Raw genomic sequence first — 24,406 nt, 5'->3', positions numbered from 1 at the left:
CGTGTGAAGCAAAAGGAGTTTTCTACATCATTAGGACAAATCATTTGGCTCGTCAATGGCTTGATGAAGGATATGATACATACGATGTATCAAATCTCCTTTCCCCTCATACATTGTGATAAGAGGAAAGGAGGAGGAGATGCGTATGCGACAAGGTGAATTGAAGGAGTTGGAACGGGCGATTGCTGAGATTACGGAAATCGCTGAAGGATTTGGGTTGGACTTTTATCCGATGCGTTATGAAATTTGTCCAGCGGATATTATTTATACGTTTGGTGCGTACGGCATGCCAACAAGGTTTTCGCACTGGAGCTTTGGCAAGCAGTTTTACAAAATGAAGCTGCAGTATGACCTGGGATTAAGCAAAATTTATGAGTTGGTGATTAATTCTGATCCTTGTTACGCATTTTTATTAGATACAAATACGTTAATCCAAAATAAACTAATTGTCGCGCATGTATTAGCGCATAGTGACTTTTTTAAAAATAACGTGCGTTTTAGCAATACAAAGCGCGATATGGTCGAAAGCATGGCTGCGACCGCCGAGAGAATCAAACATTACGAACACCAATATGGAAAATTGGAAGTAGAAAAATTTTTGGATGCCGTGCTGGCAATTCAAGAGCATATCGACCCGTCACTGCTTCGTCCAAAATTATCGTGGACGTGGGAAGATACGGAAATATATGAAGAGGAAGAGCCGCCAAAAAAATCGACGCCATATGACGATTTATGGAAGTTGGATGAAAAAGATCGTCCGGCTCCGCCTCCTCGCAAAAAGCGCAGGAAGTTTCCGCCGCAGCCGGAAAAAGACGTATTGTTGTTTATTGAAGAATATAGCCGTGAACTGGAAGACTGGCAGCGCGATATTTTAACGATGATGCGCGAAGAAATGTTATACTTTTGGCCGCAGCTTGAGACGAAAATCATGAACGAAGGCTGGGCAACATACTGGCATCAGCGCATTTTGCGGGAAATGGACTTAACAAGCGACGAGGCGATTGAATTCGCCAAATTAAACGCCAATGTCGTCCAACCATCTCGTACAGGTATTAATCCATATTATTTAGGGTTGAAAATTTTTGAAGACATTGAAGAGCGTTGGAACAACCCAACGGAGGAAATGAAGAAACATGGGGTGAAGCCAGGATCAGGCCGTGAAAAAATTTTTGAAGTGCGCGAATTGGAATCCGATATTTCGTTTTTGCGCAATTATTTAACGAAAGAGTTAGTGATGCGTGAAGATATGTATTTATTCCAAAAACAAGGAAAAGAGTATAAAATTGTTGATAAAAACTGGGAGCACATTCGCGATCAACTCGTCAGTATGCGTGTCAATGGCGGATTTCCATACATTACAGTAAATGATGGAGATTATATGCGCAACGGTGAGTTATATTTAAAACATTGGTATGAAGGACTGGAATTAGATATAAAATATTTAGAAAAAGTGCTTCCGTATATTTATCAGCTGTGGGGGCGTCCTGTTCATATGGAAACAATCATTGAAGAGAAGCCTATATTATTTACGTATGACGGGAGAACGGTGCATCGAAAGTATATATAAAATCAATAAAAAGGAGCTGCTCATGAAGGCAGCTCTCAGCTTGTCGACAAAGTCGAGTAGGGAAATTCCTACTCGACATTTTTTATATTCGTTAGTTGACATTTGTAAAGAATTTGATTACCATAAGAATTGGTTAAATACATATACATGTATATGTAAATAAAATATTTCATTTCGTAAAAATTATAAAGAGAAAAAACAAGGAGGAATTCATGATGAAAGTAGCAATTATCGCAGCTAACGGTAGTTTATTTGACGCATACAAAGTATTTAATATTGCCACAGCGGCAGCAGCATCAGAGGCAGAAGTTGGCATTTTCTTCACATTTGAAGGGTTGAATCTCATTCATAAAGAAGCACATAAAAACTTACCGCTTCCAGAAGGAAAAGAGCATTTTCAAGAAGGATTTCAAAAAGCGAATGTTCCGTCAATCGAAGAGCTTGTAAAAATGGCGCAAGAATTAGGTGTGAAACTGATTGCGTGCCAAATGACGATGGATGTCATGGGTCTTGATAAAGATCAATTTGTCGATGGAATTGAAGTCGCTGGCGCGGCGACATTTTTGAACTTTGCGAAAGACGCCGACATTACGTTGACGTTCTAGTGGAGGGATGAAAGTGAAACGAGTTACGGTATATACGACAACGACATGTCCGTATTGTGTAATGGTAAAAAACTTTTTACGGGAACAAGGCGTTCCGTTTGAGGAAGTCAACGTGCAACGGGACCCAATCGCTGCTCGGAAACTTGTTGAAACAACAGGGCAAATCGGAGTTCCGCAAATCGAAATTGATGGCCAATGGGTAATTGGCTTTGACCCGGACGCCATCATGCAATTGTTGCAGCGCTAATGAGGCACGGGACGTAATTCCTGTAAAAGAACCCGTTTCCAAACGGTGTGAAACGATTCATTTTGGATGTACGCAACAAAGAGGAATTCGATGATTGGAAACGGAAGGAAAGAAGCATATACGATTGAAAGTGCGTCAAACGAATATAGAAAAATTTCAACCAGATAAAGAACAACGGGGAATGGAAAGCGATCCAAACCGTTGTGCGGTTTGCTAAAAATGCATCAGCAAGAAAAAGCTTCGGATTATGGATTCCGAAGCTTTTTGATTATAATAATAAATTAAAGAATACAGGAGGATTTATGAATGGCAGGGCATCGTTTTCATCCAACCGTATACGGCATATTGCTAACATATTGAGGCAACAGTGGTTGTCTCAATACATGTCGGGATGATGAACGATACATCATTCATCCATATATTGTTAAAATAAAACAGTTGCTAATATACCTATTAGGGTATATAATAAGCGGGGATAACAGTAATGGATCGAGGTGATCGCCATTTGTATATCATTGGCCTGATTATTTTCGGTTTATTATTCATAGCATTGTATCGCCGTTATTATCCGGTAAACAATGTTCCATGCATAGATATAGCCGATAAACGAATCAAGGATATGGTTGTGTTAGATATTCGTGATTATAATGAAGCGACAGAACCGCCTATTGCTAATTCGCTTCATATTCCGTATGCTTATTTAAAACGGCACTTTTCTAATATTCCGAGTAAATCGATTCATCTTATTGCAAACGATGAAATCGAAAAAAATTTAGGTATACGTTTTTTACGCCGTCACGGTTTTGACGTACGAAGCTATTCAATCATCCATTGTCCTTGTCGAGAAAGGGGAAATGAAAAATGGAATACAATAAAGAAATCAAAAACCGCTTAAGACGGATTGAAGGACAAGTGAAAGGTGTTCTTGGCATGATGGAACAAGGAAAAGATTGCAAAAGCGTTGTCGCGCAGTTATCGGCGGTACGCAATGCGATTGATCGCGCCATTGCGGTCATTGTAAGTACCAATTTAGAAAATTGTCTGCGCGAAAGCATGGAAAAAGGAGAAAAAACGGAACATTTAGTCAAAGAAGCAGTAGAGCTATTAGTAAAAAGCAGATAAGTCAACTCTTCAAAAAGGGTTGACACATTCTTTTATCTGCACTAATATACCTATAGGGGTAATAGTAAAATAATAAGGAGGTTATCCATCATGAATGTCAATAAAGTATTAGATGCAAAAGGATTAGCTTGTCCAATGCCAGTTGTAAAAGCGAAAAAAGCGATGGATGAATTAACATCAGGGCAAGTGCTCGAAATTCAAACAACGGATAGAGGATCAAAAAACGACTTGCCGGCATGGGCGAAAGCAAGCGGCCATACGGTTATTGACATGAAAGAAGAAAATGACGTATTGACGTTTTGGATTCAAAAAGGGTAATTTTTTAGCTGTCCATATACCTATATAGGTATATGTGTATGGAAGGAGGGGACTTAGTGTCGCAACAAAAGAAAAAAACAACGATTATTTTATTTAGCGGCGACTACGATAAAGCGATGGCAGCTTACATCATTGCGAACGGTGCCGCCGCTTATGACCATGACGTCACGATTTTCCATACGTTTTGGGGATTAAACGCATTGCGAAAAGACGGGCATATTTCGGTGAAAAAAGGGTTTTTGGAAAAAATGTTTGCCAAAATGATGCCGCGTGGAGCGGATCGCATGGGGCTTTCCCGCATGAACTTTGGCGGCATCGGACCAAAATTAATCAAACACGTTATAAAAAAGCATAACGCGATGCCGTTGCCACAATTAATCGAAATGGCAAAAGAACAGGGGGTTAAATTAGTCGCGTGTCAAATGACTGTTGATTTATTAGGGCTGAAACCAGAAGAATTGATCGATGGCATTGAGTTTGCTGGAGTGGCAACGTATTTGGCAGATGCGTCAGAAGGAAACATAAACTTATTCATTTAAAGGTGATTACGAATGACACAAACAATAATGAATGTCGTTTTATTCCTATTGCTCGCTTGGTTTATTGCAAGCCGCGTCATTCCACCGCGTGGAGTACGGATGATTACGACAACAGAGCTAAAGAAAGAATTAGGAAAAAAAGACGTTCAATACGTAGATGTACGTACTCCCGCGGAGTTTCGTACAAACCATATTCGCGGATTTAAAAATATTCCGCTTCATGAACTGCCAAAACGCGCGAATGAATTATCCAAAGAAAAAGAAGTGATTGTGATTTGCCAAAGCGGAATGCGAAGCACAAAAGCCAGCAGACTATTGAAGAAACTTGGATTCCAATACGTAACAAACGTAAAAGGCGGAATGAACGCTTGGTCATAAAAAGGAGGGGATTGTTGATGAAACAATTAACGGCAAAAGAAGTAGAAAAACTTCTTCAAGAAGGAAAACAGCTGAACATTATCGATGTTCGTGAAGTGGATGAAGTGGCGGCCGGGAAAATCCCTGGTGCGATCAATATTCCGTTGGGATTGCTCGAATTTCGCATGCATGAGCTGGATAAAAACAAGGAATATATCCTTGTTTGCCGTTCGGGAGGAAGAAGCGGGCGCGCAGCACAGCTGTTGGAAAGCCATGGATATCATGTGATCAATATGATCGGCGGCATGCTGGAATGGGAAGGACCTGTGGAATAATTAAAACGGCAAAAGGAGGAATGCAGCATGATTCGAGTAAATATGACCATTGATGCAAAAGGATTATCTTGCCCAATGCCAATTGTAAAAACAAAAAAAGCGATCAATGAGTTACAACCGGGACAAGTGCTCGAAGTACAGGCAACCGATAAAGGTTCGAAAGCCGATATTAAAGCATGGGCGGAAAGTACCGGCCATCAATATTTGGGAACCATTGAAGAAGGAAACGTGCTAAAACATTATATTCGTAAAGCAAGTGACCATGAAACAAAAGACGAAGCAACATATCCTCATGTGATTTCCAACGAGCAGCTGGCGGAAAAAATAAATGATGACTCTGTGGTCATTGTAGATGTCCGCGAGCCAGCGGAGTATGCGTTCGGACATATACCAGGCGCTGTGTCAATTCCGCTTGGAGAATTAGAAGACCGCATCAATGAGCTGCCGAAGGATAAAACGATTTATGTGGTTTGCCGTACTGGAACGCGCAGCGATTTAGCGGCACAAAAATTAACCGAAAAAGGATTTGCTAATGTATGGAATGTCGTCCCAGGCATGTCGAAATGGGAAGGACCGCTCGATACAGCTCAATCCTGATTGAGCGGTCTTTTTAAAAAATAAAATATACTATAGGGGGTATGAAAATGGCAGTAAAAGAAATGACGGTGCAAACATTGACAGAAAAAGTATTAAATAAAGAACATCTCGTTATTTTCGACGTACGCAACGAAAGCGATTTTCATGATTGGAAAATTGAAGGGGAGAATTTTGAATATATTAATGTTCCATACTTTGAGTTGATTGATGGTGTAGATTCGGTGATCGACCGCCTTCCAAAAGACAAAGATGTTGTCGTCGTTTGCGCCAAGGGCGGTTCAGCGGCGTTTGTGGCAGAACAATTAGTAGAAGCAGGATTTGACAATATTTATACGCTCGTTGGCGGCATGAAAGCGTGGAGCGAACATCTCCACAAAGTAAAAGTATATGAAGATGACAAGATGAAAGTATATCAATTCATTCGTGTCGGAAAAGGGTGCCTCTCTTACATGGTGATTTCCGGAAACGAAGCGCTTGTCGTTGATCCATCGCGGTTTATTGATGTATATGAGCAAGTCGCACAAGAAGAAGGAGCAGCGATTACGCATATCGTCGATTCCCATTTACATGCAGATCATATTTCCGGCGGAAAAGCGTTGGCGGAACGTACAGGTGCGACATATTACTTGATGAAAAGCGAAGGAGCGGTGTTTGATTTCGAACCGCTGGAAAAACATGACCGCATTGATTTTGCGCAAGTACAATTAGAAGTATTGGCGGTGAAAACGCCAGGACATACGCCGGGAAGTGTTTCCTTCTTCGTAAACAATCAACTGCTTTTCTCTGGAGATACGATTTTTGTCGGCGGACTCGGACGCCCGGATTTAGGCGGAAAAGCGGCGGAATGGGCCGCGGATTTGTATGACACGGTATACGAAAAAGTGGCTGCGATTGCGGATGATGTCATCGTTCTGCCTGCCCATTACGCTAATTTGGATGAAGAAATGAACAAAGCGGGATATATCGGCGACACATTAGGCAATATTCGCACCCGCAACGACATGATGCAGCATAAGCAAAAACAAGAATTTATCGATATTGTTGTTCAAAACGCAAACACAGAGACACCGCCAAACTTTGAAGACATCGTAGCGATTAACCGCGGGCTGAAAGCGGTCGACATGGAACAACAGCAAGAACTCGAAATCGGTCCAAACCGTTGCGCGCTGCATCATACTCACAATCATTAAAATACGAATCGCAAAGAGGGTACAAGCAAAATGTGCCCTCTGATTTTTGCGGATGGTAAGGAGGAAGTAAGGGGATGGACGTTAATTTTATGATTGTCATTTTTCTTATCGGCTTTATTGGTTCGTTTATTTCTGGCATGGTTGGTATTGGTGGGGCCGTTATTAAATATCCGATGCTGCTTTATCTTCCGCCGCTATTTGGGCTTGCTGCGTTTAGCGCCCGTGAAGTGTCGGGAATTAGTGCAGTCGAAGTGTTATTTGCGACGATTAGCGGTGTTTGGGCATATCGAAAAAGCGGTTATTTAAATAAAACGTTAATTCTTTATATGGGGATTAGTATTTTAATCGGCAGTTTTCTTGGCGGGTTCGGTTCGAAAATGATGAGCGAAGGAACGATTAATATCGTGTATGGTATTCTCGCCGCGTTGGCTGCTGTTATGATGTTTGTTACGAAAAAAGGCATTGACGATATTCCAAGCGATCAAGTGACTTTTAACAAATGGCTGGCCGCTGCATTAGCGCTTGTCATTGGGGTTGGTTCAGGAATCGTCGGAGCAGCGGGAGCGTTTTTGCTAGTACCTATTATGCTTGTTGTGTTAAAGATTCCAACACGAATGACGATTGCCTCTTCGCTGGCGATTACGTTTATTTCGTCTATTGGTTCGGCGTGTGGAAAAATCACGACGGGGCAAGTGGAACTGATTCCTTCCATCATCATGGTTATTGCCAGCTTAATCGCCTCTCCTTTAGGAGCAAAAATGGGGCAAAAAATGAACACAAAAATATTGCAAGTTATTTTAGCGGTGTTAATTTTGGCGACGGCCGTAAAAATTTGGGTCGGTATTTTATAATTTTTCTCTTCAAGTATGGATCGTTTATTTCAAATGTATAGTTTGCTTCAAATCGCCCACACTAGCTGATGAAAATGTCAAGGAGGGGGTGGGCATCGATGAAGGAAGTATTGCAACGTGTCAAAGAAAAGCTGGAACAATCGTTTGATCAACCGGTTGCTTACGATTTGGAACAATGTCTTCGTGAACTCGAACAGTTAAAGGCGACGGCAGGCGACAAACAACAAATGATGGAAGATGTCATTCGCGCTGTCACCCACGCGAAAAACGCGCAAGCACAGCTTGCCAATGTGGGCGACGAGTCGGCAACAAACGCTTTTGCCGAAGCGTATCGGGCGCTCGATCAAGCGATTGAATCTTACAGTAACGTAGATAATGATCCGGTGTGAATAGGCGAGGATTTCCTTGCCTATCTATGAGCAAAATGTTGGCGGAAAAAAATTTGTTTCCTTTCGTTTGGGAAGGAGATCCACAAAGAGGAAAGCCTAGACAGAAAAAAATCTTCGACACAATCTTGTCGCAATTTCGATGAAAATTTGACACAATTTTTTTCTTACTGTAAGATGAGAGTTGGGAGGATTCAAACTTTTTCTAAGGAGGAACTAAAATTGAAAGCGCTTACCTATCTGGGACCAGGAAAAAAAGAAGTAATGGAAAAGCCAAAACCGAAAATTGAAAAAGAGACGGATGCGATCGTTAAGGTTACAAAAACAACGATTTGCGGAACGGATTTGCATATTCTTAAAGGAGATGTTCCAACTGTAGAAGAAGGCCGGATTTTAGGCCATGAAGGTGTAGGAATTATCGAAGAAGTTGGTTCAGCAGTAAAAAATTTTAAAAAAGGCGATAGAGTGTTGATTTCTTGTATCACTTCCTGCGGAAAATGCGAAAATTGTAAAAAAGGGTTGTATGCCCATTGTGAAGATGGAGGCTGGATCTTAGGACACTTAATTGATGGAACCCAAGCAGAGTATGTAAGAATTCCGTACGCGGACAATAGCCTTTATCCAATCCCGGAAGGTGTAGATGAAGAGGCTCTCGTCATGCTTAGCGACATTCTTCCGACAGGATTTGAAATTGGTGTATTAAACGGTAAAGTTCAGCCTGGACAAACAGTCGCCATTATAGGAGCCGGTCCCGTAGGTATGGCAGCGCTATTAACCGCTCAGTTTTATTCCCCTGCAGAGATCATTATGGTTGACTTAGACGATAACCGTCTAGAAGTTGCCAAAAAATTTGGTGCCACCCAAGTGGTGAATAGCGGTGACGGCAAGGCGGTTGAAAAAATTATGGAATTAACCGACGGAAAAGGTGTAGACGTCGCGATAGAAGCCGTCGGAATTCGACCAACATTTGATATTTGCCAAGAAATTATAAAAGCAGGCGGCCATATAGCCAATGTAGGTGTTCATGGAAAAAGTGTTGAGTTTCATATTGAAAGATTATGGATACGTAACATTACGTTAACAACCGGTCTTGTCAATACGACTTCTACACCGATGTTATTAAAAACGGTGCAGTCGAAAAAATTGAAACCGGAACAATTAATTACCCATCGCTTTGCCTTTTCAGACATTATGAAAGCCTATGAGGTATTTGGCAACGCGGCCAAAGAAAGGGCATTAAAAGTCATTATTTCCAACGACTAAGCTTTCTTTTGTTCCACAAAAACAATTTTTGTTTTTGATCATTAGAACCCGTATCATTGCCCATTATGCAATGATACGGGTTTCTTTTTCGATACCATGGCTCATCCATTTTTGACTTAGTTCCTGTCATGGACCGAAAAAACCCCTACAAAAGTTCTGACTTGCATTTGTTTATATTTTCTTCCGTCATCCATCATCGAAAAGTTTTGATAAGATTCGTTTGGTGGCACATGCACCTACAATTATATCCCCTTATTTGTCGATTTCCATTCTTCATAAAAATAGGTGTTTTTATAAAACACTTGTCCAATCAAATGACAGGAGATCGGAATGTTATGGATTATAATGACTATGTAAAGAGGAGATTAATATGTTGGCAGATCGAATTATTTTGACAGGTAAGAAATATCTGGGGACTCCGTATGTATTTAATGCTCCATCCTATCGAACAGATATGTTTGATTGTAGTTCATTTACCCAGTACGTTTTTGGTGTGAACGGCATTCCTCTTCCTAGAAACTCCCGGCAACAATTCTTAGTAGGCACTCCTGTTCCCTTACATCGGATTCAAAAAGGTGACTTATTGTTTTTTACGACAGAAAAAAGAAAGAAAAGAAACGGGGTTGCTAAAATCGGACATGTTGGGATCTATATGGGAAACAATCAAATGCTTCATACGTACCGCCAAGGAAAAAAAGTAACCATCACAGAATTGAACTCATATTGGGGGAAAAAGATTATTGGTGCCAAGAGAGTGTTGTAAATTTCAATTTTAAATGGAAAGGCTATGTTAAATAATTTGGTGATAGTAGGGATAAAAGGGAGTATCATGAATTGATACTTCCCTTATTATTCCATTCAATTTAGAAGCTCTAAAGTACGGTAGCATCTATCCAAATTCCCTAAATCTTGTGGATGTTATGGTAAAATTACACTATTGTGCATAAGTATGTGCAGTTATACATACGGTAAATAGAGATTAAATTCATACTAACGTGACTGTTCCAGTAAATCCCACCCTACATAAGCCACTATATTGCCTTCCTCGTTGTTCTCCAGTTTATTGCTTCTTTTTCCCATCGGTTTAAGATGGCAAAGCGGTGATTTTTGGGAGAGAATCCACACTTCAGCGAAGCGGATAATGATGTTCTTGAGTGGTTACATTAAGCATGCGGAAGACAAGATAAAAACGCAAAAGATAAAACCACTGCTGGTATGGACCTCAAGAAAGTAAGCCCTGCGCTGATTGCTGTTTAGGAAATGCAGGGGTTGTGACCACAATTCTCGAAACGGACGCCTAGAGCGATAAATAAATAATCGCTTACAAAGCTAACAAGTGTTAGCTGAATTATTCGCGGTAGCTGATTTTTCCAAAGTTAGCAGAACAATCGTCCAATGTCAAAACAAAAAATCGTTCTATTTAGGTTATAAAAGCCTTGTGTAGGATCAAACCAATATCAGACAGAAAGGCGGTAATCAAACGTGATACGTGATATTGATTTGCAATCGATCCAAGAAGTAAGAAACTACCTTGAAGAAGCTAAATCAGCACAAAAAATCGTTGAAAAGATGACACAAAGCGAGGTTGATCAAATTGTTGAAAGCATGGCGAATGCAGCAAGAGAGAAAGCGAAACGATTGGCGGTTATGGCGGTAGAAGAGACCGGCTTTGGCAATGTTCCCGATAAGGTGGCAAAAAATCTGTTCGCCGCCAACGACGTTTACAACGCCATCAAAGATATGAAATCAAAGATATGAAAACGGTTGGGTGATTCGTCGGGATGAACAAAATCGCGTATGGGAAGTCGCTCACCCTGTAGGGATCGTCGCTGGAATCGTCCCATCTACCAATCCTACTTCAACAGCAATCTTTAAATCGCTGATCGCAGTGAAAGCAAGAAATGCCATTGTTTTTAGCCCTCATCCATCGGCTGCAAAATGTACGGCGGAAGCGGCAAGAATCATGCAAGAAGCGGCAGAGCGAGCAGGGGCTCCAAATAGCAACATTGTTCAGTTGGATATCATAATTATTTTATTATCCAAATTAAAATTGTTGCTGCAGAATTCCAGATTTCATTGTAAGAAGATAGGGTATTGTAGATTTTTTAGAGATGTGCTAATCTATCCATACAAGAGGCATAAACCTTCGTATTTGGATAATTTGCTTATATATCGTATACTAGAGTCGGGTTCATGTCTTTTTTTATTTTATGTTAGTCAGTTTGCTCAAATACTCAAGTTATACATAAATAATAATATATTTTGACGAACTTGGAGGTAGCAATGGAACTGTTAGAAGTATTTAAAGCCTTATCCAATGAAACAAGGCTGCAGATCGTACAGTGGTTAAAAAATCCTGAACTCCACTTTCCAAAACCACAACACGGGGATATACACGAAGATGGAGTTTGCGTGAGCGACATCCATAAAAAAGTGGGATTGTCACAATCTACCGTGTCCCTTTACCTGTCTATGCTGCAAAACGCCGGATTGATAAAAGCAAAACGAGTTGGGCAATGGACTTATTATAAAAGGGATGAGGAGAACATCAAAAAATTGATCGAATTGTTATCTAGAGATTTATAGACCAATCTCTCGCCTAAAAGTATATAAGCCACCAAAGCCGACGACTTGAGTCGTCGGGATGAAGTGGAAAACGGCTTTGAACCGAGCCGACAGGGCGCTAAACACTAATGAGGTGTTTGTCTATGATACTTAACGGAACAAGAGTGAGTGCCTGCACGCACAGGTATAGGAAAAACTCTTTAGTGCGTCAGAACCTGCCATTTTAGTTCATGCAGAGATTTTGCACTTGAATCCCTTTTATTTTTATATTATTATATCTATAGTTCTAGATATTTATAAATATAGATTTGCTTTAGATCTCTTTTATTTTTGTACATTATATTGATAATTCTAGATATTTATAAAAATAGATTAAATAAATAAGAATGATGATGAACCGATTTGGTAAACATAAAATTCGCGCATACCGTCTGACTCTTGTGTTGTTCTTTCCTTTGGCGCACAAAGAACAGTGTTGCAGAGACAGGCATTGAAAAACGAATGGAACTGGTAAAAAGAATGTAGATATGGAGGAACGATAATGAACCGATTTGAAAACCATAAAGGATATTCACGCATGTTTAAGGAAGATCATCTCACTCTCGGGCTGTTCTTTCCTATAGAATCATACGAGGGCAGCATTCCAAAGATGGATATTGAAAAACAAATGAAACTGGCAAAAAGGGCAGAAGAGCTCAATTTTGCCGCATTGTTTGTCAGGGATGTTCCATTACATGATCCTTATTTTGGGGATGTAGGCCAAATTTATGATCCTTGGGTCTATCTAGGATATATAGCTGCCCATACGGAAAAGATTGCTTTGGGTACTGCAAGTATTATTCTCACCTTGCGCCATCCTTTGCATGTTGCCAAAGCAGCTGCTTCCGTCGATAGACTATCCGGCGAACGCTTGATTCTCGGGGTGGCGACCGGGGATCGCCCTATCGAATTTCCAGCTTTCTCCGTTGATCCTGAACAGCGTAGTGCTTTGTTTCAAGAAGCTGTAATGGTAATGAAGAAAGCGTGGAAGGAGAGCTTCCCGGTGATCGAATCGCCGAGAGTCCATATGTCGAACGGGGACCTTTTGCCGAAACCGCGTTTGTCGGACATTCCGATGCTGGTAACTGGCCACAGCTCTCAGTCCGTGGAATGGATTGCTGAAAACAGCGATGGTTGGATGTATTATCCTCGAAACTTGAGATTCCAAGCGGAACTAATTAAAAATTGGCGCTCTCATACCGATCAGTTTAAACCGTTCACTCAATCCTTATATGTAGATTTGACGGAGGACCCAAATCATCCGCCAATCCCTATTCATTTAGGGTTCCGAGTCGGACGCAATATACTCATTGAATTCCTTGAAAGTCTTAAAAGTATTGGCGTCAATCACGTGATTATCAACTTAAAATATGGCCATCGTCCTGTTGAAGAAGTGATTGAAGAATTAGGAGAAGAAGTTGTTCCACACTTTCCGGCGTTAACTGAGAAGTGATTTAGGGAAATGAAATATTAAGAACTCGCGTGATTCCGTTCTAATCAATCTTAAGACCGGAATCGCCGGTTCTTGGATGTTTTGTGCGGATGGCTATACTTGTTAGTCTACTAGTCTTGGTTTGAGAGAAATGGAGTCTCTTAAAGTTTTATGGCAACTCAAAAATGCCACGAGGACAATGGAAAACATTCAGGAGTTGTATGTCTCAAAAGATGATAGTTCGATCATGAAGAGAGAAGAATTGAGATTGTACAGGACAAAAGCGACGAAGAATACTAAGCATATGTGAAAACCTGTCCATCGAAATTTTGCACTTTTATGTAACCGCTTTATGTAACCGTTGTCAGTTTTGTGTAGTCGATAATTGCCCCATTTTTGCCATGAAAGGCGGGTACTATTGAACGCCAAGTGGTCACCACTTAGAGGAGGTGATGGCAGGACGCAAAAGATAACGTTGCTGCTCACACGAGCAATATTGACATGACAAAATTATTCTACCAGTTATAGGAAATTATAAAAAATAAAATCATAAAAGGAGAGGAATTAAAAGTGTTACGTGATATTGATTTGCAATCCATCCAGGAAGTAAGAAATTACCTTGAAGAAGCTAAAGAAGCGCAAAAATTCTTGCAAAAATGACGCAAGAAGAGATTGATAAAATTGTTGAAAGCATGGCGAATGCGGCAAGAGAAGAAGCGGCACGCTTAGCGGCTATGGCGGTAGAAGAAACTGGTTTTGGTAATGTTGCAGATAAAACGACGAAAAACCTTTTCGCAGCGAATGACGTTTACAACTCTATCAAAGATGTGAAAACTGTCGGGGTTATTCGTCGCGATGAAGAAAATCGCGTATGGGAAGTTGCTCAACCTGTAGGGATCGTTGCAGGTATCGTCCCATCCACAAACCCAACTTCAACAGTTATTTTTAAATCATTGATCGCAGTTAAAGCAGGAAACGCTATTGTTTTCAGTCCACACCCAGGGGCTGCAAAATGTACGGCAGAAGCTGCAAGAATTATGCAAGAAGCAGCAGAGCGCGCTGGAGCACCAAAAGGTTTGATTTCTTGCCTTACTCAACCAACATTGCCTGCAACAAATGAGTTAATGAAACATAAATTAACAGGCGTCATTCTTGCAACAGGCGGTCCTGGTTTGGTGAGAGAAGCTTACAGTTCTGGAAAACCGGCATATGGCGTAGGACCTGGTAACGTACCAGTCTATATCCATGAAAGTGCAAATATCGCAAAAGCTGTTGAACTAATCATCCAAAGTAAAACTTTTGACAATGGAACAATTTGCGCTTCCGAACAAGCTCTTTTAGTTGATGAGTCTATTAAAGAAAAAGTTGTTGCTGAGTTAAAACAACAAGGCGCTTACTTCTTAAATAAAGATGAAAAACGTAAAGTTGAATCCGTTATTATGGTAAACGGTGCATTAAACGCTAAAATCGTTGGTAAGGCTCCACAAGTAATTGCGGAAATGGCAGGTATTGAAGTTCCTGCTGACGTAAAAGTGCTTGTTGCGGAAGAAACAGGAGTGGGTAAAGAATATCCATTCTCCATCGAAAAGTTGTCTCCAACTCTAGCATTCTATACTGTAAAAGGTATGGAAGAAGCAAGCGAGCTTGCACAAAAAATTCTTGAAGCAGGCGGACTCGGTCACACAGTTGGAATTCACGCTGAAGACGAAAAAGTAATTGAAGCATTCGTAATCAATAAACCAGCAGGACGTATTATTGTAAATTCTGGTACAACATTTGGCGGAATTGGTGCTACAGTAAATGGTGTAAATCCATCCTTGACACTTGGATGTGGCGCTATGGGTAACAATGTTACATCTGACAATGTTACAGTACATCATTTGTTCAACATTAAACGTGTTGCATTTGGAGTTCGCGAGATGCCAAAAAAGGATGAAATCGCACAAAAAGAACCTGCATTAACGAAATAATAAAGCAGGAAAGTATATATAACAAACCCAGTGATAAGCTGGGTTTGTTATATTTTTTGGCCGATTGTTACTTCTATAGAGTAGATTTTAAAAAAGTTGAAATTGCCGAGTAGCTAGCCATTGCGGGGGATATGAGATAAACGTTGAACCGAAATGAACAAGGTGTTAACTACCTATTATTTGATCCTGCAAAGTGGAAAATGCGGCTTTCATTGTAGTATCATGGGTGTTGATTATCCAGCGCTTTACTGTTGAAACGAACTGGAGGGAAGAAAAATGGCGAAAGAAAAAACCAACGCAATGCGTATTCTTGATAAGAAGATGATTCCTTACAACGTTATTACTTACAACAGTCAGGACGGAAAAATCGATGGCATATCTGTTGTCCAAAAAATTGGGAAAGACCCGCAATTGGTATATAAAACATTAGTCACACAGGGGAATAGCGGAAACATTTATGTGTTTGTCATCCCTGTAGAATCGGAGCTGGATTTGAAAAAAGCCGCGAAAATAACAGGAGAGAAGAATGTCGCGCTGGTGCCACCGAAAGATATACAAAAGTTAACGGGTTATATTCGCGGAGGGTGTTCGCCGATAGGGATGATAAAACATTATCCGACCTTTATCGATTCCAGTGCTTCTCAATTTGAGCATATCATCGTTAGCGGCGGCAAAATCGGCGTACTAATTGAACTTAGCGTAGAAGCTTTACAAAGCGTAACAGAAGCTACGTTTCATGAAGTGGTAAAATAAACGCCTAAAACCACTGACCGTTTTCCATTTTTCCCGAAAAGTTTCCTTCTCTAAACGAAGGGAAGGGGAAGATGAATCGGGAGTTTTTTGTATAAAAATGACATACAAGCGTTTTTTCTATGCAAAAACTTCTTTGCTGGAGATAATAAGAAACTCCCACCTCTTCATGGAATGAAGGTGGGAGTCGTTCATTATTTTTTACATCTTCCGGCGGCATATCTTTATTAGTGTTTTGTACCAAATACGGAAGAATACAATTTATAGCCGCCATCTAAATTTTTCGCGCGGAAACCGTTGTCGCGCAAAATTCGTGTCGCTAAATATCCACGTAAGCCGACTTGACATGTTACGTAAATGGTTTTGTCTTTCGGAAGTTCCGCTAAACGTTCGCGCAGTTCATCAAGCGGAATATTTATAGCACCATGAATCGTTCCACGTGCGACTTCTTTTGGTGTACGAACGTCAATGAGCGTGCCCCCGTTTGCAATGATTTCATCAATTTCATGCCATTGTACAGTTTCCACCATTCCATCGAGGATGTTCGAAGCGACGTAACCTGCCATATTCACCGGATCTTTTGCGGAAGAAAACGGCGGTGCGTAGGCAAGTTCTAAATCAGGTAAATCACGAACTGTTAAGCTGCCTTTAATAGCGGTTGCGATGACATCAATACGTTTGTCGACACCTTCTTTCCCAACAGCTTGTGCACCATAAATTTTGCCTGTTTCTTTGTCAAAAATCAGTTTCAATGTCATTTGGGATGCATTTGGATAATAACTTGCATGGCTCATTGGATGAACATGGACAACTTCATATGGAATGCCAAGCTGTTTTAAGGTTTTTTCATTATTTCCTGTTGTTGCAACGGTTAATTCGAAAATTTTTACGATGGCGGTTCCTAATGTGCCGTTGTATTTCACATCGAGTCCATGAATATGGTCGGCTACTAGGCGACCTTGACGATTAGCTGGCCATGCAAGAGGGACGAACGTCTCAAAACCGTGGATGTAGTTTTTTACTTCGATAGCATCGCCGATGGCGTAAATGTTCGGATCCGATGTTTGCAAATATTCATTGACTTTGATGGTGCCGCGCACCCCAAGCTCCAGTCCGGCGTTTTTCGCTAATTGACTTTCTGGCTGCACCCCGATGGCCAAAATAATCATATCGGTTTCAAGCGTGCGGCCGCTATTTAGAATAATGCGTCGGCCGTTGTCTTCGAAAGCTTTCACGCCATCTTCCAAAATCAAATTTACGCCATTTTCTTGCATATGCGCATGAACGATCGCTGCCATCTCATAGTCAATCGGTGCCAGCACTTGATTCGCCATTTCCACAAGCGTTACGTTCACTCCGCGTTTGATTAAGTTTTCTGCCATCTCGACACCGATAAACCCTCCGCCAATGACTACGGCGCTTTTTGGTTTTTCGTGATCGATATACGCTTTTATTTTATCTGTATCAGATAGATTGCGAAGCGTAAATAACGCGTTGGTTTCATGAATTCCAGGAATTGGCGGTATCATCGGCTTTGCGCCAGGTGACAAAATTAATGTATCGTATGTTTCTTCGTATTCCTCGCCAGTGCGTATATTTTTGACTGTAACAGTTTTACGGTCACGATGAATCGCTGTGACTTCGCTTAAATTGCGAACATCAATACGAAAACGCTTCGCCATTCCTTCAACCGTTTGGACTAATAGTTTGTTTCTATCCGTAATGACTTCGCCGATATAATACGGCAAGCCGCAGTTAGCAAACGAAATGTATTCGCCTCTCTCAAACATAATAATTTGGTATTTTTCGCTTAATCGACGTAAACGGGCCGCTGCGGTGGCTCCCCCTGCTACCCCGCCGACAATCACAATTTTTCTCATGAACATTCCCCTCCATTATTTGGTTGCGAAGTTGCATTTACATATAGATGGCTATTATTGCAAGTTTGAAAGGTCTTATCTGTTTTTGTATTGATTGATTCTTTAAATATATACCCTATACGGTATATTAAGGATAGTTATTGTTTTTGTCAATGATGTTCACATTTATTTCATATACTGTAGTACGTAAGAATGATTTTACGCAATCAATGGAAGCGGCGATTGACTTGCATGGGGAAATATCCGAGCTCATAATGAAAAATGAAGGCTCTTTTTTTCGCTGAAAATGAGTACGCAAAAGACAAAAATATGATATCATTCCAAAATGGACAAAATAAGACATCTTTGAATTTATAGAGGAGGAACTCGATGATTAAACGCATTGCAACTGTTGCTATTTATGTAGAAGACCAGCAAAAAGCAAAAGAGTTTTGGACAGAAAAAGTAGGGTTTGAAGTGGTCGCTGAACATCCAATGGGGCCGAATGCCTTCTGGTTGGAAGTAGCTCCAAAAGGGGCACAAACAGCATTAGTCATTTATCCAAAATCGATGATGAAAGACTGGAATGAAAGAAAGCCGTCTATTGTGTTTGAGTGCGATGATGTGCTAGGTACATATGAAACGATGAAAGCTAAAGGTGTGGAATTTTTAGGAGAACCGCAAAAAATGCAATGGGGCACATTTGTACAATTTAAGGATACAGATGGAAATGAATTCCTTATAAAAGACTAAATCCTATTTGCTATACTGCCATAATTATGGCAGTATTTTTTTATAATGGCAGCTGTGAACTACTATCCCATATTTTATGTATCTAGGCGGTGTTATTTTCATCGGTTGAACCAAAACCCTCGATGCATTTCCCCCATGCGTAGCATTAGACGGGGAGGTTCGCTTTATTTGTTGACTTTATGGTATGTTGTAACTATAATAGTTACAAGAGGAGGAGCATGATGAAAATAAGCAGCCGTTTTACTGTTGCAGTTCATATTTTATCCTTGCTGGCATTAGAAAAAAACGCGCATTGCACATCAGAATGGATTGCCGGAAGCGTCAATACGAATCCGGTCGTTGTTCGGCGCGTGATTGGGCAGCTAAAAAAAGCAGGATTCGTTCAAGTCCGTCCGGGGACAGGAGGAGCGTTTCTTACGAAGGATACGCAAGAGATTACTTTGCTTGACATCTATCGGGCAGTCGAAGTAGTAGAAGAGGGAGAGCTGTTTCAAATTCATGAACATCCCAACCCGCAATGTCCGGTAGGGGCCAATATTCAAGCCGTTCTTGAAGTCATCCTCCATCGGGCGCAAGCGGCAATGGAAAACGTTTTGCAAGAAATCCGCCTGCATGATATTGTGACGACATTAGCGCAAAAAATCGCAGCGAATCGTCCATAATTTTTTTTAAACTAGTTGTAACTATAATTGTTACAGCTATGTTTCCTCCTCACTATAATGATGAAAGGGGTTATTTTTGATGAAAATTGCATTGTTTGGCGCCACTGGAATGATCGGTCAGCGCATTTTAGCGGAAGCTTTATCAAGAGGACATGAAGTGACCGCGATTGTCCGCGATCCGGCTCGTTTGAATAAAGAACATGACCGGTTGCATGTCGTTGTCGGCGATATTTTTGACGAAAATAGCGTTGCTCAAGCTGTTCACGGTCATGATGTCGTCATTAGTGCGTTCGGTCCAAAAGCAGGAGAGGAGAAGACATTAATAGAAGCGACTCATTCGTTAATCAGTGGTGTAAAAAAATCAGGAGTGAATCGTCTTATTGCCGTCGGCGGAGCTGGTAGCTTGGAAGTTGCTCCTGGAGTTCAGCTTGTGGACACACCAGATTTCCCTGATTTTATCAAGCCAATTGCGCTTGCCCATCGTGACGTGCTAAACATTTATCTTCAAGAAAAAGAATTGAATTGGACAAACGTAAGCCCAGCAGCGATGATTGCACCAGGAGAGCGGACGGGAACGTATCGGACGGATACCGATCGGCTTGTTGTCGATGCAAACGGCGAAAGCCGGATTTCTGCGGAAGACTTTGCGGTAGCAATCCTCGATGAAGCCGAAAACCCGCGCTTCAGCCGGATGCGGTTTACCGTTGGCTATTAAAGATGGAGGGTTATCCTAATGAACGATATCATTCATCCTCAAACAACGATCGGACATGTTCATCTTATCGTATCCAATTTGGAACGTTCGCTTCGTTTCTATACAGAAATCATCGGCTTTCGCCTATTAAAGCAAAATCCATACGAAGCGGTATTAACCGCGGATGGAGTTACTCCGTTAGTGGTAATCGAGGAAAAAGCGGATGCGGTGCCGAAGCCGCCGCGGACAACGGGACTTTATCATTTTGCGATTTTAGTTCCTGACAGAAAGAGCCTCGCGCAGTCGCTGCTTCATTTATTGGAGAGCGGTTATCCGCTGCAAGGAGCATCCGATCATTTGTTCAGCGAAGCAGTCTATCTCGCTGACCCGGACGGAAACGGCATCGAAATATACGCCGACCGCCCGATGGAAAAGTGGGAGAAGACGGCAAATGGAGAATATAAAGCGGTAACGGAGCCGTTAGATGTGAACAATTTGCTGGCGCAAGCGGGAACGGAAGCGTGGTCGGGGCTTCCAATGCATACGCGGATTGGCCATATTCATCTCCACGTCGCCCACATCGAAGAAGCTTATGCTTTTTATGTGCAAGGATTAGGCTTTGAACCGACGACACGTATGGGAACGCACGCGTTATTCGTTTCCGCGGGCGGCTATCACCACCATATCGGTCTGAACACATGGGCTGGAGTCGGGGCGCCAAAACCGCCAGCGAACGCCGTTGGATTGCGCGTATTTTCGATTGTGCTGCCAAATGAAGCGGAACGAGAGAAAGCGGTGGAACGGCTCCAACATATCGGCGCATCGGTGCGCCGAAGCGAAAATAGCATATTGACAAGCGATCCGTTTGGCAACGAAATCGAGCTGATCATTCAGTATATATAAGTTAAACTTGAAAATTCTACTTCTTGTGATCCATTTTTTCGACTACGCTTATGCGTGACGAAGGCAAGTCATCGACTTGCCTCCGACAGTCGGAAAAATCTCTTGATAAAAAGTGCAAAGAACCAAATATCAAGTTGCATTTATATAGTTTTATGCGCTTTTTCTATGAAGGCAGATTGTATGACATATAAAAGAGAGTGTTCACCTGTTAGCGGTGCAAACACTCTCTTTCTATATACTTCGCAAGTTCTTCCGGTTTTTGCGAGCCAAGGTACAAACCGTTTCCGTCCGTCAGCTCGATCCATATTCCCTTCTTTCCTTTCATTGTGTAAGCACGCCTTTTTTTTAAGTTCCAGCGAATTCCTCAGCCGCCGTAGGACATAGGATGATAAGGCTGGACTTGAACGCTTTTGATTTGTTGATACGGAATAACGCGGGAGCAGAATGGGAAAAAACGAATGACGAGTCCTTCTTTTTCCGTTTTTGTGACTAGTTTCAGCGACAAAAAGAAGAGCGGAAAACAAATGCCGAACAATAAAAACAAGCCCCACATTCCTGTATCGCTTGCCGGCTTCGCGCCAAATGGGATCCCAAATATGATTTGCTGGATAAATCCGTACCACATAACAGCGGCGACGATAAGGATAAGCGCGTTCGCATACCAAGGCGGACGCTGCACCTCACGCATGGCTATTGCTCCTCCTTTCTTTTCTCTTCCTTAATCATCATATTCTTCAAGAACATAAAGAACTCCTTTTATTTGCTGGAAGCAATCGGAAGTGTTACAATAATGACGAATGAGAGGATAAAAAGTTTTCTAAGGTTCCGTGGCTGCACGGCGGCCAGTCTGCGACCTCGTGTACACGGAGAAAAGCCCGGGAGGATATCGATTCGATATTTCTTCGCGGCTTTTTTATTTTGCAAACAAGGAGTGATGAACATGGCATGGGTATACTTAGTCATTGCCGGCATTTTCGAAGTGGTATGGGCGGTTGCGTTAAAATATACGATGGGATTTACGCGGCTTGCGCCGTCCATCATTACGGTTTTCGGTGCGCTTGCCAGCTTTTATTTTTTATCGGTGGCGACAAAAACGTTGCCGATTGGAACCGCCTATGCGGTATGGACGGGAATCGGGGCGATGGGAGCGATCATTGTCGGCATGCTGTTTTTAAACGAGCCGGTCAATGTGCCGAGGATTGTCTTTTTATTATTTATCCTTGTCGGAATAATCGGATTGAAGTTCACGTCAGGGCAGTAAAAAAGCAGGGGAGCGCCCTGCTTTTTTATCATTCATTTCTAGCAGGAAGGGAAACGTGCCAATTCTCATTTAGATAAGATACAATTACCGTTTTTAACGTTACTGTCAATTGTTTCGGCATTTTATTCATTCCATCTACTATTGTATTTCTTTTTATGTTGTACATCATGGTGTTTTTGTCATAGTGAATGATCGGTGTCTCTGAAAAGTCTTTTGTGTTTATTGTGTAAACACGTTGTTTTTCATCGCTCAGTTCGAAATACATAAATGAATAAGTGTTTTCTTCTGTCTCTAATATACCTGCTTGTTTTCTTTTATCCAATCTTAACTGATGAAGCGTAAGCGTATTTCCTTTATAGCGAAGAGAAATCGGCTGTTTTTTCAATTCGTCCACAGAGAACGTCATCGATTGATTTGGGAATTCCACTCTTTCGATCCCGCGAAATACAAATGTATATGTTCCTTTTGGTGAAAACGGGAGGAACGAATAGCGCCAGCGGACGATATTTGGATGTCGGGAAGGAAGTTCTTCTTTATAAACAAATACCGCACTTTTTGATTTTTCGATGTCCCATCTTGGTAAAGTTGTAGCGGCAATATTTCCTTTGCTATCGACAATATCAAATAGCGGCTGATAAAACATTTGGTCCCCAAGCCAGTATTCTGGGTGGCTTTCTGGCCGTTCTTTTCCTTCCTCCGTCCACGATGTTTCTATATCAATGCTTGTTAATGTAGGAGAATGGACGAGATTTTTTATGGTGACTTGCAATCCGTCTTTTGTTACATACGTTTTGTTGATCGGGATTGTTTTTGTAGCCATCATGCTTTTATTCATATTAACTGGAATTTTAAGTTTCCATTCTCCTTCGACCGTACCGATCTGATGAATATCGATATGAATAAAAAGCCGCTTTGCCTCGCGGGCTTTATCGTTTAATGCGAACATAAGATCAGCGTGATGGCCGTGAGGGAATACTCGATCAATAGATTGCGAAACCATTCTTCCCGTTTTTGTTTGATATGTTGTATTGGTGGATACGATCTCCCCTTTCTCGTTTGTAATGTAAAATGCGTTTAGACCCTTCACAAAATACATTGTTTGTTCTGGTCCCCATTGCTCTTTCGCAAAAAGAATGGTTGGGTCGATAAATTTTCCATTTTTGTTTTCAAGACTATACGTAAAGATAAGACGATTCGTATCCGCCATTATTTCTTTGATTTTAAGCGTAATGCCGTGATCGGTGACAGAGGCTTCTGTTGTTTCGGAAAATCCTTCTTTCGCAGCGGTTTGCAAGCCTTCATCCAGTTCAGGGCGGATGAAAAAGGATTTAATGTAGGCGGCGAATGATGGAGAAATGTAAGCCCCCGCTGAAATTCCGATGACGACGGAAGCGGCAGCAATCGTTAGCCATTTTCTCCATTTTGATTTACGGGTGAGTTTCCGCTTTTGCTGCTGTTCCATTTGGAAAGGCAGTTCTTTGGCAAAGGTAAAAACGCTTTCCGGAACTTGGATATGATCCATTGATTTTTCGATTTTCCGTTTCCAAAAATCATCTTGAAAACTCATCGAAGTTCCTCCTTCCGCTCTTCTTGATATGCTTGATAAAGCAGATTTCGAGCTTGAAACAGCCGCGATTTCACCGTGCCTTCTTTGATTTGGAGAAGCTCGGCAATCTCGCTAATCTTCATGTTTTGATAGTAATAAAGCACAAGAATAACGCGATATTTCATGTCGAGCTTAAGAATATGCGCCAAAAGCTCCTGCTCCTCTTCTTTGCTGATCACTTCGTCAACGGGCAAGTGATGGGAATTCGATAAAAACGGAAGCATATCGCTGATTTCGGTATATTGCCTTTCTTTTCCGAGTTTGCGCGCCAAATCAATGGCGCGGTGTGTGACAAGCCGGTAAAACCATGACGAGAAATGGTGAATTTCCTTATCTTCGCTGATTGCGCGATAGGCTTCGAGCAAACTGTTTTGTATGGCGTCTTCGGCGTCGTGATGTGAGCGAAGTATCGTAAAAGCGAGCCGGTACGCTTTCGTTAGATGCGGGGAAACAAGCAGATAAAAAGCATCTTTGTTTCCTTGTCTGCACTGCGCCAAAAGATGTTGTTCATCATGCATACAACCATCCTTTCTTT

The 24,406-nt window shown here is 41.5% G+C and carries 27 protein-coding genes and 2 pseudogenes; 25 read left to right on the top strand and 4 right to left on the bottom strand.

Annotated features, from left to right (window positions below; all coding sequences use genetic code 11):
* Positions 1-145: 145 nt before the first annotated feature.
* The 20 genes and pseudogenes from BDD39_RS14550 (at position 146) to ybaK (ending at position 16,136) form a co-directional block, all read left to right on the top strand.
* A complete protein-coding gene (locus BDD39_RS14550; protein WP_166911788.1) occupies positions 146-1,567 on the top strand; it encodes a SpoVR family protein in 1,422 nt (473 codons plus the stop codon).
* A gap of 215 nt (positions 1,568-1,782) precedes the next feature.
* A complete protein-coding gene (locus BDD39_RS14545; protein ID WP_166911786.1) occupies positions 1,783-2,172 on the top strand; it encodes a DsrE/DsrF/DrsH-like family protein in 390 nt (129 codons plus the stop codon).
* Between the two features lie 13 nt (positions 2,173-2,185).
* Complete coding sequence (locus BDD39_RS14540) at positions 2,186-2,419, top strand: glutaredoxin domain-containing protein (protein ID WP_166911784.1); 234 nt, start codon at positions 2,186-2,188, stop codon at positions 2,417-2,419.
* 484 nt (positions 2,420-2,903) lie between these two features.
* Positions 2,904-3,314 (top strand): sulfurtransferase, encoded by a 411-nt coding sequence (locus tag BDD39_RS14535; RefSeq protein ID WP_166911782.1) that lies wholly within the window; start codon positions 2,904-2,906, stop codon positions 3,312-3,314.
* A complete protein-coding gene (locus BDD39_RS14530) occupies positions 3,281-3,541 on the top strand; it encodes a metal-sensitive transcriptional regulator (protein ID WP_166911780.1) in 261 nt (86 codons plus the stop codon). Before BDD39_RS14535 ends, BDD39_RS14530 begins: the two co-directional genes overlap by 34 nt.
* A gap of 90 nt (positions 3,542-3,631) precedes the next feature.
* Positions 3,632-3,859 carry a sulfurtransferase TusA family protein gene (locus BDD39_RS14525; RefSeq protein ID WP_166911778.1) on the top strand — a complete coding sequence of 76 codons (228 nt, stop codon included), beginning with the start codon at positions 3,632-3,634 and terminating at the stop codon, positions 3,857-3,859.
* 56 nt (positions 3,860-3,915) lie between these two features.
* Positions 3,916-4,398, top strand: a complete 483-nt coding sequence (locus BDD39_RS14520; protein WP_012749267.1) for a DsrE/DsrF/DrsH-like family protein — start codon at positions 3,916-3,918, stop codon at positions 4,396-4,398.
* A 12-nt stretch (positions 4,399-4,410) separates the two neighbouring features.
* Positions 4,411-4,776: a rhodanese-like domain-containing protein gene (locus tag BDD39_RS14515; protein ID WP_166911774.1), complete on the top strand. Its 366-nt coding sequence runs from the start codon at positions 4,411-4,413 to the stop codon at positions 4,774-4,776.
* A 17-nt stretch (positions 4,777-4,793) separates the two neighbouring features.
* Entirely contained in the window at positions 4,794-5,090 is a 297-nt protein-coding gene (locus tag BDD39_RS14510; RefSeq protein ID WP_166911772.1) for a rhodanese-like domain-containing protein, read from the top strand.
* Positions 5,091-5,117: 27 nt separating this feature from the next.
* Positions 5,118-5,687, top strand: a complete 570-nt coding sequence (locus BDD39_RS14505; RefSeq protein WP_017436640.1) for a sulfurtransferase TusA family protein — start codon at positions 5,118-5,120, stop codon at positions 5,685-5,687.
* Between the two features lie 47 nt (positions 5,688-5,734).
* The gene (locus BDD39_RS14500) at positions 5,735-6,877 is read left to right on the top strand and encodes an MBL fold metallo-hydrolase (RefSeq protein ID WP_166911770.1); all 1,143 of its coding nucleotides are present in this window, start codon (positions 5,735-5,737) and stop codon (positions 6,875-6,877) included.
* 74 nt (positions 6,878-6,951) lie between these two features.
* Complete coding sequence (locus BDD39_RS14495) at positions 6,952-7,728, top strand: sulfite exporter TauE/SafE family protein (RefSeq protein WP_166911768.1); 777 nt, start codon at positions 6,952-6,954, stop codon at positions 7,726-7,728.
* A gap of 98 nt (positions 7,729-7,826) precedes the next feature.
* Entirely contained in the window at positions 7,827-8,117 is a 291-nt protein-coding gene (locus BDD39_RS14490) for a hypothetical protein (RefSeq protein ID WP_166911766.1), read from the top strand.
* Between the two features lie 219 nt (positions 8,118-8,336).
* A complete protein-coding gene (locus BDD39_RS14485) occupies positions 8,337-9,377 on the top strand; it encodes a zinc-dependent alcohol dehydrogenase family protein (RefSeq protein ID WP_166911764.1) in 1,041 nt (346 codons plus the stop codon).
* Positions 9,378-9,750: 373 nt separating this feature from the next.
* The gene (locus tag BDD39_RS14480; RefSeq protein WP_243846041.1) at positions 9,751-10,140 is read left to right on the top strand and encodes a C40 family peptidase; all 390 of its coding nucleotides are present in this window, start codon (positions 9,751-9,753) and stop codon (positions 10,138-10,140) included.
* Positions 10,141-10,859: 719 nt separating this feature from the next.
* Positions 10,860-11,385: pseudogene (locus BDD39_RS14475) on the top strand (aldehyde dehydrogenase family protein); the annotation flags it as partial.
* Positions 11,386-11,660: 275 nt separating this feature from the next.
* Positions 11,661-11,963: an ArsR/SmtB family transcription factor gene (locus BDD39_RS14470; RefSeq protein WP_166911760.1), complete on the top strand. Its 303-nt coding sequence runs from the start codon at positions 11,661-11,663 to the stop codon at positions 11,961-11,963.
* Between the two features lie 520 nt (positions 11,964-12,483).
* Positions 12,484-13,434: an LLM class oxidoreductase gene (locus tag BDD39_RS14465; RefSeq protein ID WP_166911758.1), complete on the top strand. Its 951-nt coding sequence runs from the start codon at positions 12,484-12,486 to the stop codon at positions 13,432-13,434.
* Between the two features lie 549 nt (positions 13,435-13,983).
* Positions 13,984-15,383 (top strand): annotated as a pseudogene (locus BDD39_RS14460) (acetaldehyde dehydrogenase (acetylating)).
* 276 nt (positions 15,384-15,659) lie between these two features.
* The gene (gene ybaK / locus BDD39_RS14455; RefSeq protein WP_166911756.1) at positions 15,660-16,136 is read left to right on the top strand and encodes a Cys-tRNA(Pro) deacylase; all 477 of its coding nucleotides are present in this window, start codon (positions 15,660-15,662) and stop codon (positions 16,134-16,136) included.
* Positions 16,137-16,360: 224 nt separating this feature from the next.
* Here the strand turns inward: ybaK and cdr are convergent, their stop codons facing one another.
* Positions 16,361-18,013, bottom strand: a complete 1,653-nt coding sequence (gene cdr, locus BDD39_RS14450) for a CoA-disulfide reductase (RefSeq protein ID WP_166911754.1) — start codon at positions 18,011-18,013, stop codon at positions 16,361-16,363.
* Positions 18,014-18,382: 369 nt separating this feature from the next.
* On the opposite strand from cdr, the gene BDD39_RS14445 reads away from it, so the two are divergent.
* From BDD39_RS14445 to BDD39_RS14430, 4 genes are all read left to right on the top strand, one after another.
* Positions 18,383-18,745, top strand: coding sequence for a VOC family protein (locus tag BDD39_RS14445; RefSeq protein ID WP_166911752.1), 363 nt, complete (start codon positions 18,383-18,385; stop codon positions 18,743-18,745).
* 221 nt (positions 18,746-18,966) lie between these two features.
* Positions 18,967-19,407, top strand: a complete 441-nt coding sequence (locus tag BDD39_RS14440) for an Rrf2 family transcriptional regulator (protein WP_166911750.1) — start codon at positions 18,967-18,969, stop codon at positions 19,405-19,407.
* Between the two features lie 79 nt (positions 19,408-19,486).
* Positions 19,487-20,122, top strand: coding sequence for an NAD(P)-dependent oxidoreductase (locus BDD39_RS14435; protein WP_166911748.1), 636 nt, complete (start codon positions 19,487-19,489; stop codon positions 20,120-20,122).
* A gap of 18 nt (positions 20,123-20,140) precedes the next feature.
* Positions 20,141-21,004: a VOC family protein gene (locus BDD39_RS14430; protein ID WP_166911746.1), complete on the top strand. Its 864-nt coding sequence runs from the start codon at positions 20,141-20,143 to the stop codon at positions 21,002-21,004.
* A gap of 364 nt (positions 21,005-21,368) precedes the next feature.
* Here the strand turns inward: BDD39_RS14430 and BDD39_RS14425 are convergent, their stop codons facing one another.
* A complete protein-coding gene (locus BDD39_RS14425; RefSeq protein ID WP_243846040.1) occupies positions 21,369-21,692 on the bottom strand; it encodes a DUF6141 family protein in 324 nt (107 codons plus the stop codon).
* A gap of 252 nt (positions 21,693-21,944) precedes the next feature.
* Between BDD39_RS14425 and sugE the strand changes: the two genes are divergently transcribed.
* Positions 21,945-22,265, top strand: coding sequence for a quaternary ammonium compound efflux SMR transporter SugE (gene sugE / locus BDD39_RS14420; RefSeq protein ID WP_166911744.1), 321 nt, complete (start codon positions 21,945-21,947; stop codon positions 22,263-22,265).
* A 28-nt stretch (positions 22,266-22,293) separates the two neighbouring features.
* Here sugE and BDD39_RS14415 read toward each other — a convergent pair whose 3' ends face one another.
* Together BDD39_RS14415 and BDD39_RS14410 are read right to left on the bottom strand one after the other, a co-directional pair.
* Entirely contained in the window at positions 22,294-23,832 is a 1,539-nt protein-coding gene (locus tag BDD39_RS14415; protein ID WP_166911742.1) for a DUF4179 domain-containing protein, read from the bottom strand.
* Complete coding sequence (locus BDD39_RS14410) at positions 23,829-24,389, bottom strand: RNA polymerase sigma factor (RefSeq protein ID WP_166911740.1); 561 nt, start codon at positions 24,387-24,389, stop codon at positions 23,829-23,831. Before BDD39_RS14410 ends, BDD39_RS14415 begins: the two co-directional genes overlap by 4 nt.
* Positions 24,390-24,406: the final 17 nt, after the last annotated feature.

This window comes from Saccharococcus thermophilus, from assembly GCF_011761475.1.
Taxonomy (GTDB): domain Bacteria; phylum Bacillota; class Bacilli; order Bacillales; family Anoxybacillaceae; genus Saccharococcus; species Saccharococcus thermophilus.
Note: the sequence above shows the minus strand (reverse complement) of the source record. Positions and strands in the feature narration are given on the sequence as shown.

Bases quoted from the DNA above. Each gene is read 5' to 3' on its own strand.
- BDD39_RS14530 (WP_166911780.1), top strand. From the start codon at position 3,281: ATGGAATACAATAAAGAAATCAAAAACCGCTTAAGACGGATTGAAGGA.
- BDD39_RS14525 (WP_166911778.1), top strand. From the start codon at position 3,632: ATGAATGTCAATAAAGTATTAGATGCAAAAGGATTAGCTTGTCCAATG.
- BDD39_RS14500 (WP_166911770.1), top strand. From the start codon at position 5,735: ATGGCAGTAAAAGAAATGACGGTGCAAACATTGACAGAAAAAGTATTA.
- BDD39_RS14490 (WP_166911766.1), top strand. From the start codon at position 7,827: ATGAAGGAAGTATTGCAACGTGTCAAAGAAAAGCTGGAACAATCGTTT.
- BDD39_RS14495 (WP_166911768.1), top strand. From the start codon at position 6,952: ATGGACGTTAATTTTATGATTGTCATTTTTCTTATCGGCTTTATTGGT.
- BDD39_RS14430 (WP_166911746.1), top strand. From the start codon at position 20,141: ATGAACGATATCATTCATCCTCAAACAACGATCGGACATGTTCATCTT.
- BDD39_RS14425 (WP_243846040.1), bottom strand. From the start codon at position 21,692: ATGCGTGAGGTGCAGCGTCCGCCTTGGTATGCGAACGCGCTTATCCTT.
- BDD39_RS14550 (WP_166911788.1), top strand. From the start codon at position 146: ATGCGACAAGGTGAATTGAAGGAGTTGGAACGGGCGATTGCTGAGATT.
- BDD39_RS14505 (WP_017436640.1), top strand. From the start codon at position 5,118: ATGATTCGAGTAAATATGACCATTGATGCAAAAGGATTATCTTGCCCA.
- BDD39_RS14535 (WP_166911782.1), top strand. From the start codon at position 2,904: ATGGATCGAGGTGATCGCCATTTGTATATCATTGGCCTGATTATTTTC.
- BDD39_RS14410 (WP_166911740.1), bottom strand. From the start codon at position 24,389: ATGCATGATGAACAACATCTTTTGGCGCAGTGCAGACAAGGAAACAAA.
- BDD39_RS14415 (WP_166911742.1), bottom strand. From the start codon at position 23,832: ATGAGTTTTCAAGATGATTTTTGGAAACGGAAAATCGAAAAATCAATG.
- BDD39_RS14445 (WP_166911752.1), top strand. From the start codon at position 18,383: ATGATTAAACGCATTGCAACTGTTGCTATTTATGTAGAAGACCAGCAA.
- sugE (WP_166911744.1), top strand. From the start codon at position 21,945: ATGGCATGGGTATACTTAGTCATTGCCGGCATTTTCGAAGTGGTATGG.
- BDD39_RS14440 (WP_166911750.1), top strand. From the start codon at position 18,967: ATGAAAATAAGCAGCCGTTTTACTGTTGCAGTTCATATTTTATCCTTG.
- ybaK (WP_166911756.1), top strand. From the start codon at position 15,660: ATGGCGAAAGAAAAAACCAACGCAATGCGTATTCTTGATAAGAAGATG.
- BDD39_RS14515 (WP_166911774.1), top strand. From the start codon at position 4,411: ATGACACAAACAATAATGAATGTCGTTTTATTCCTATTGCTCGCTTGG.
- cdr (WP_166911754.1), bottom strand. From the start codon at position 18,013: ATGAGAAAAATTGTGATTGTCGGCGGGGTAGCAGGGGGAGCCACCGCA.
- BDD39_RS14465 (WP_166911758.1), top strand. From the start codon at position 12,484: ATGAACCGATTTGAAAACCATAAAGGATATTCACGCATGTTTAAGGAA.
- BDD39_RS14470 (WP_166911760.1), top strand. From the start codon at position 11,661: ATGGAACTGTTAGAAGTATTTAAAGCCTTATCCAATGAAACAAGGCTG.
- BDD39_RS14510 (WP_166911772.1), top strand. From the start codon at position 4,794: ATGAAACAATTAACGGCAAAAGAAGTAGAAAAACTTCTTCAAGAAGGA.
- BDD39_RS14435 (WP_166911748.1), top strand. From the start codon at position 19,487: ATGAAAATTGCATTGTTTGGCGCCACTGGAATGATCGGTCAGCGCATT.
- BDD39_RS14545 (WP_166911786.1), top strand. From the start codon at position 1,783: ATGAAAGTAGCAATTATCGCAGCTAACGGTAGTTTATTTGACGCATAC.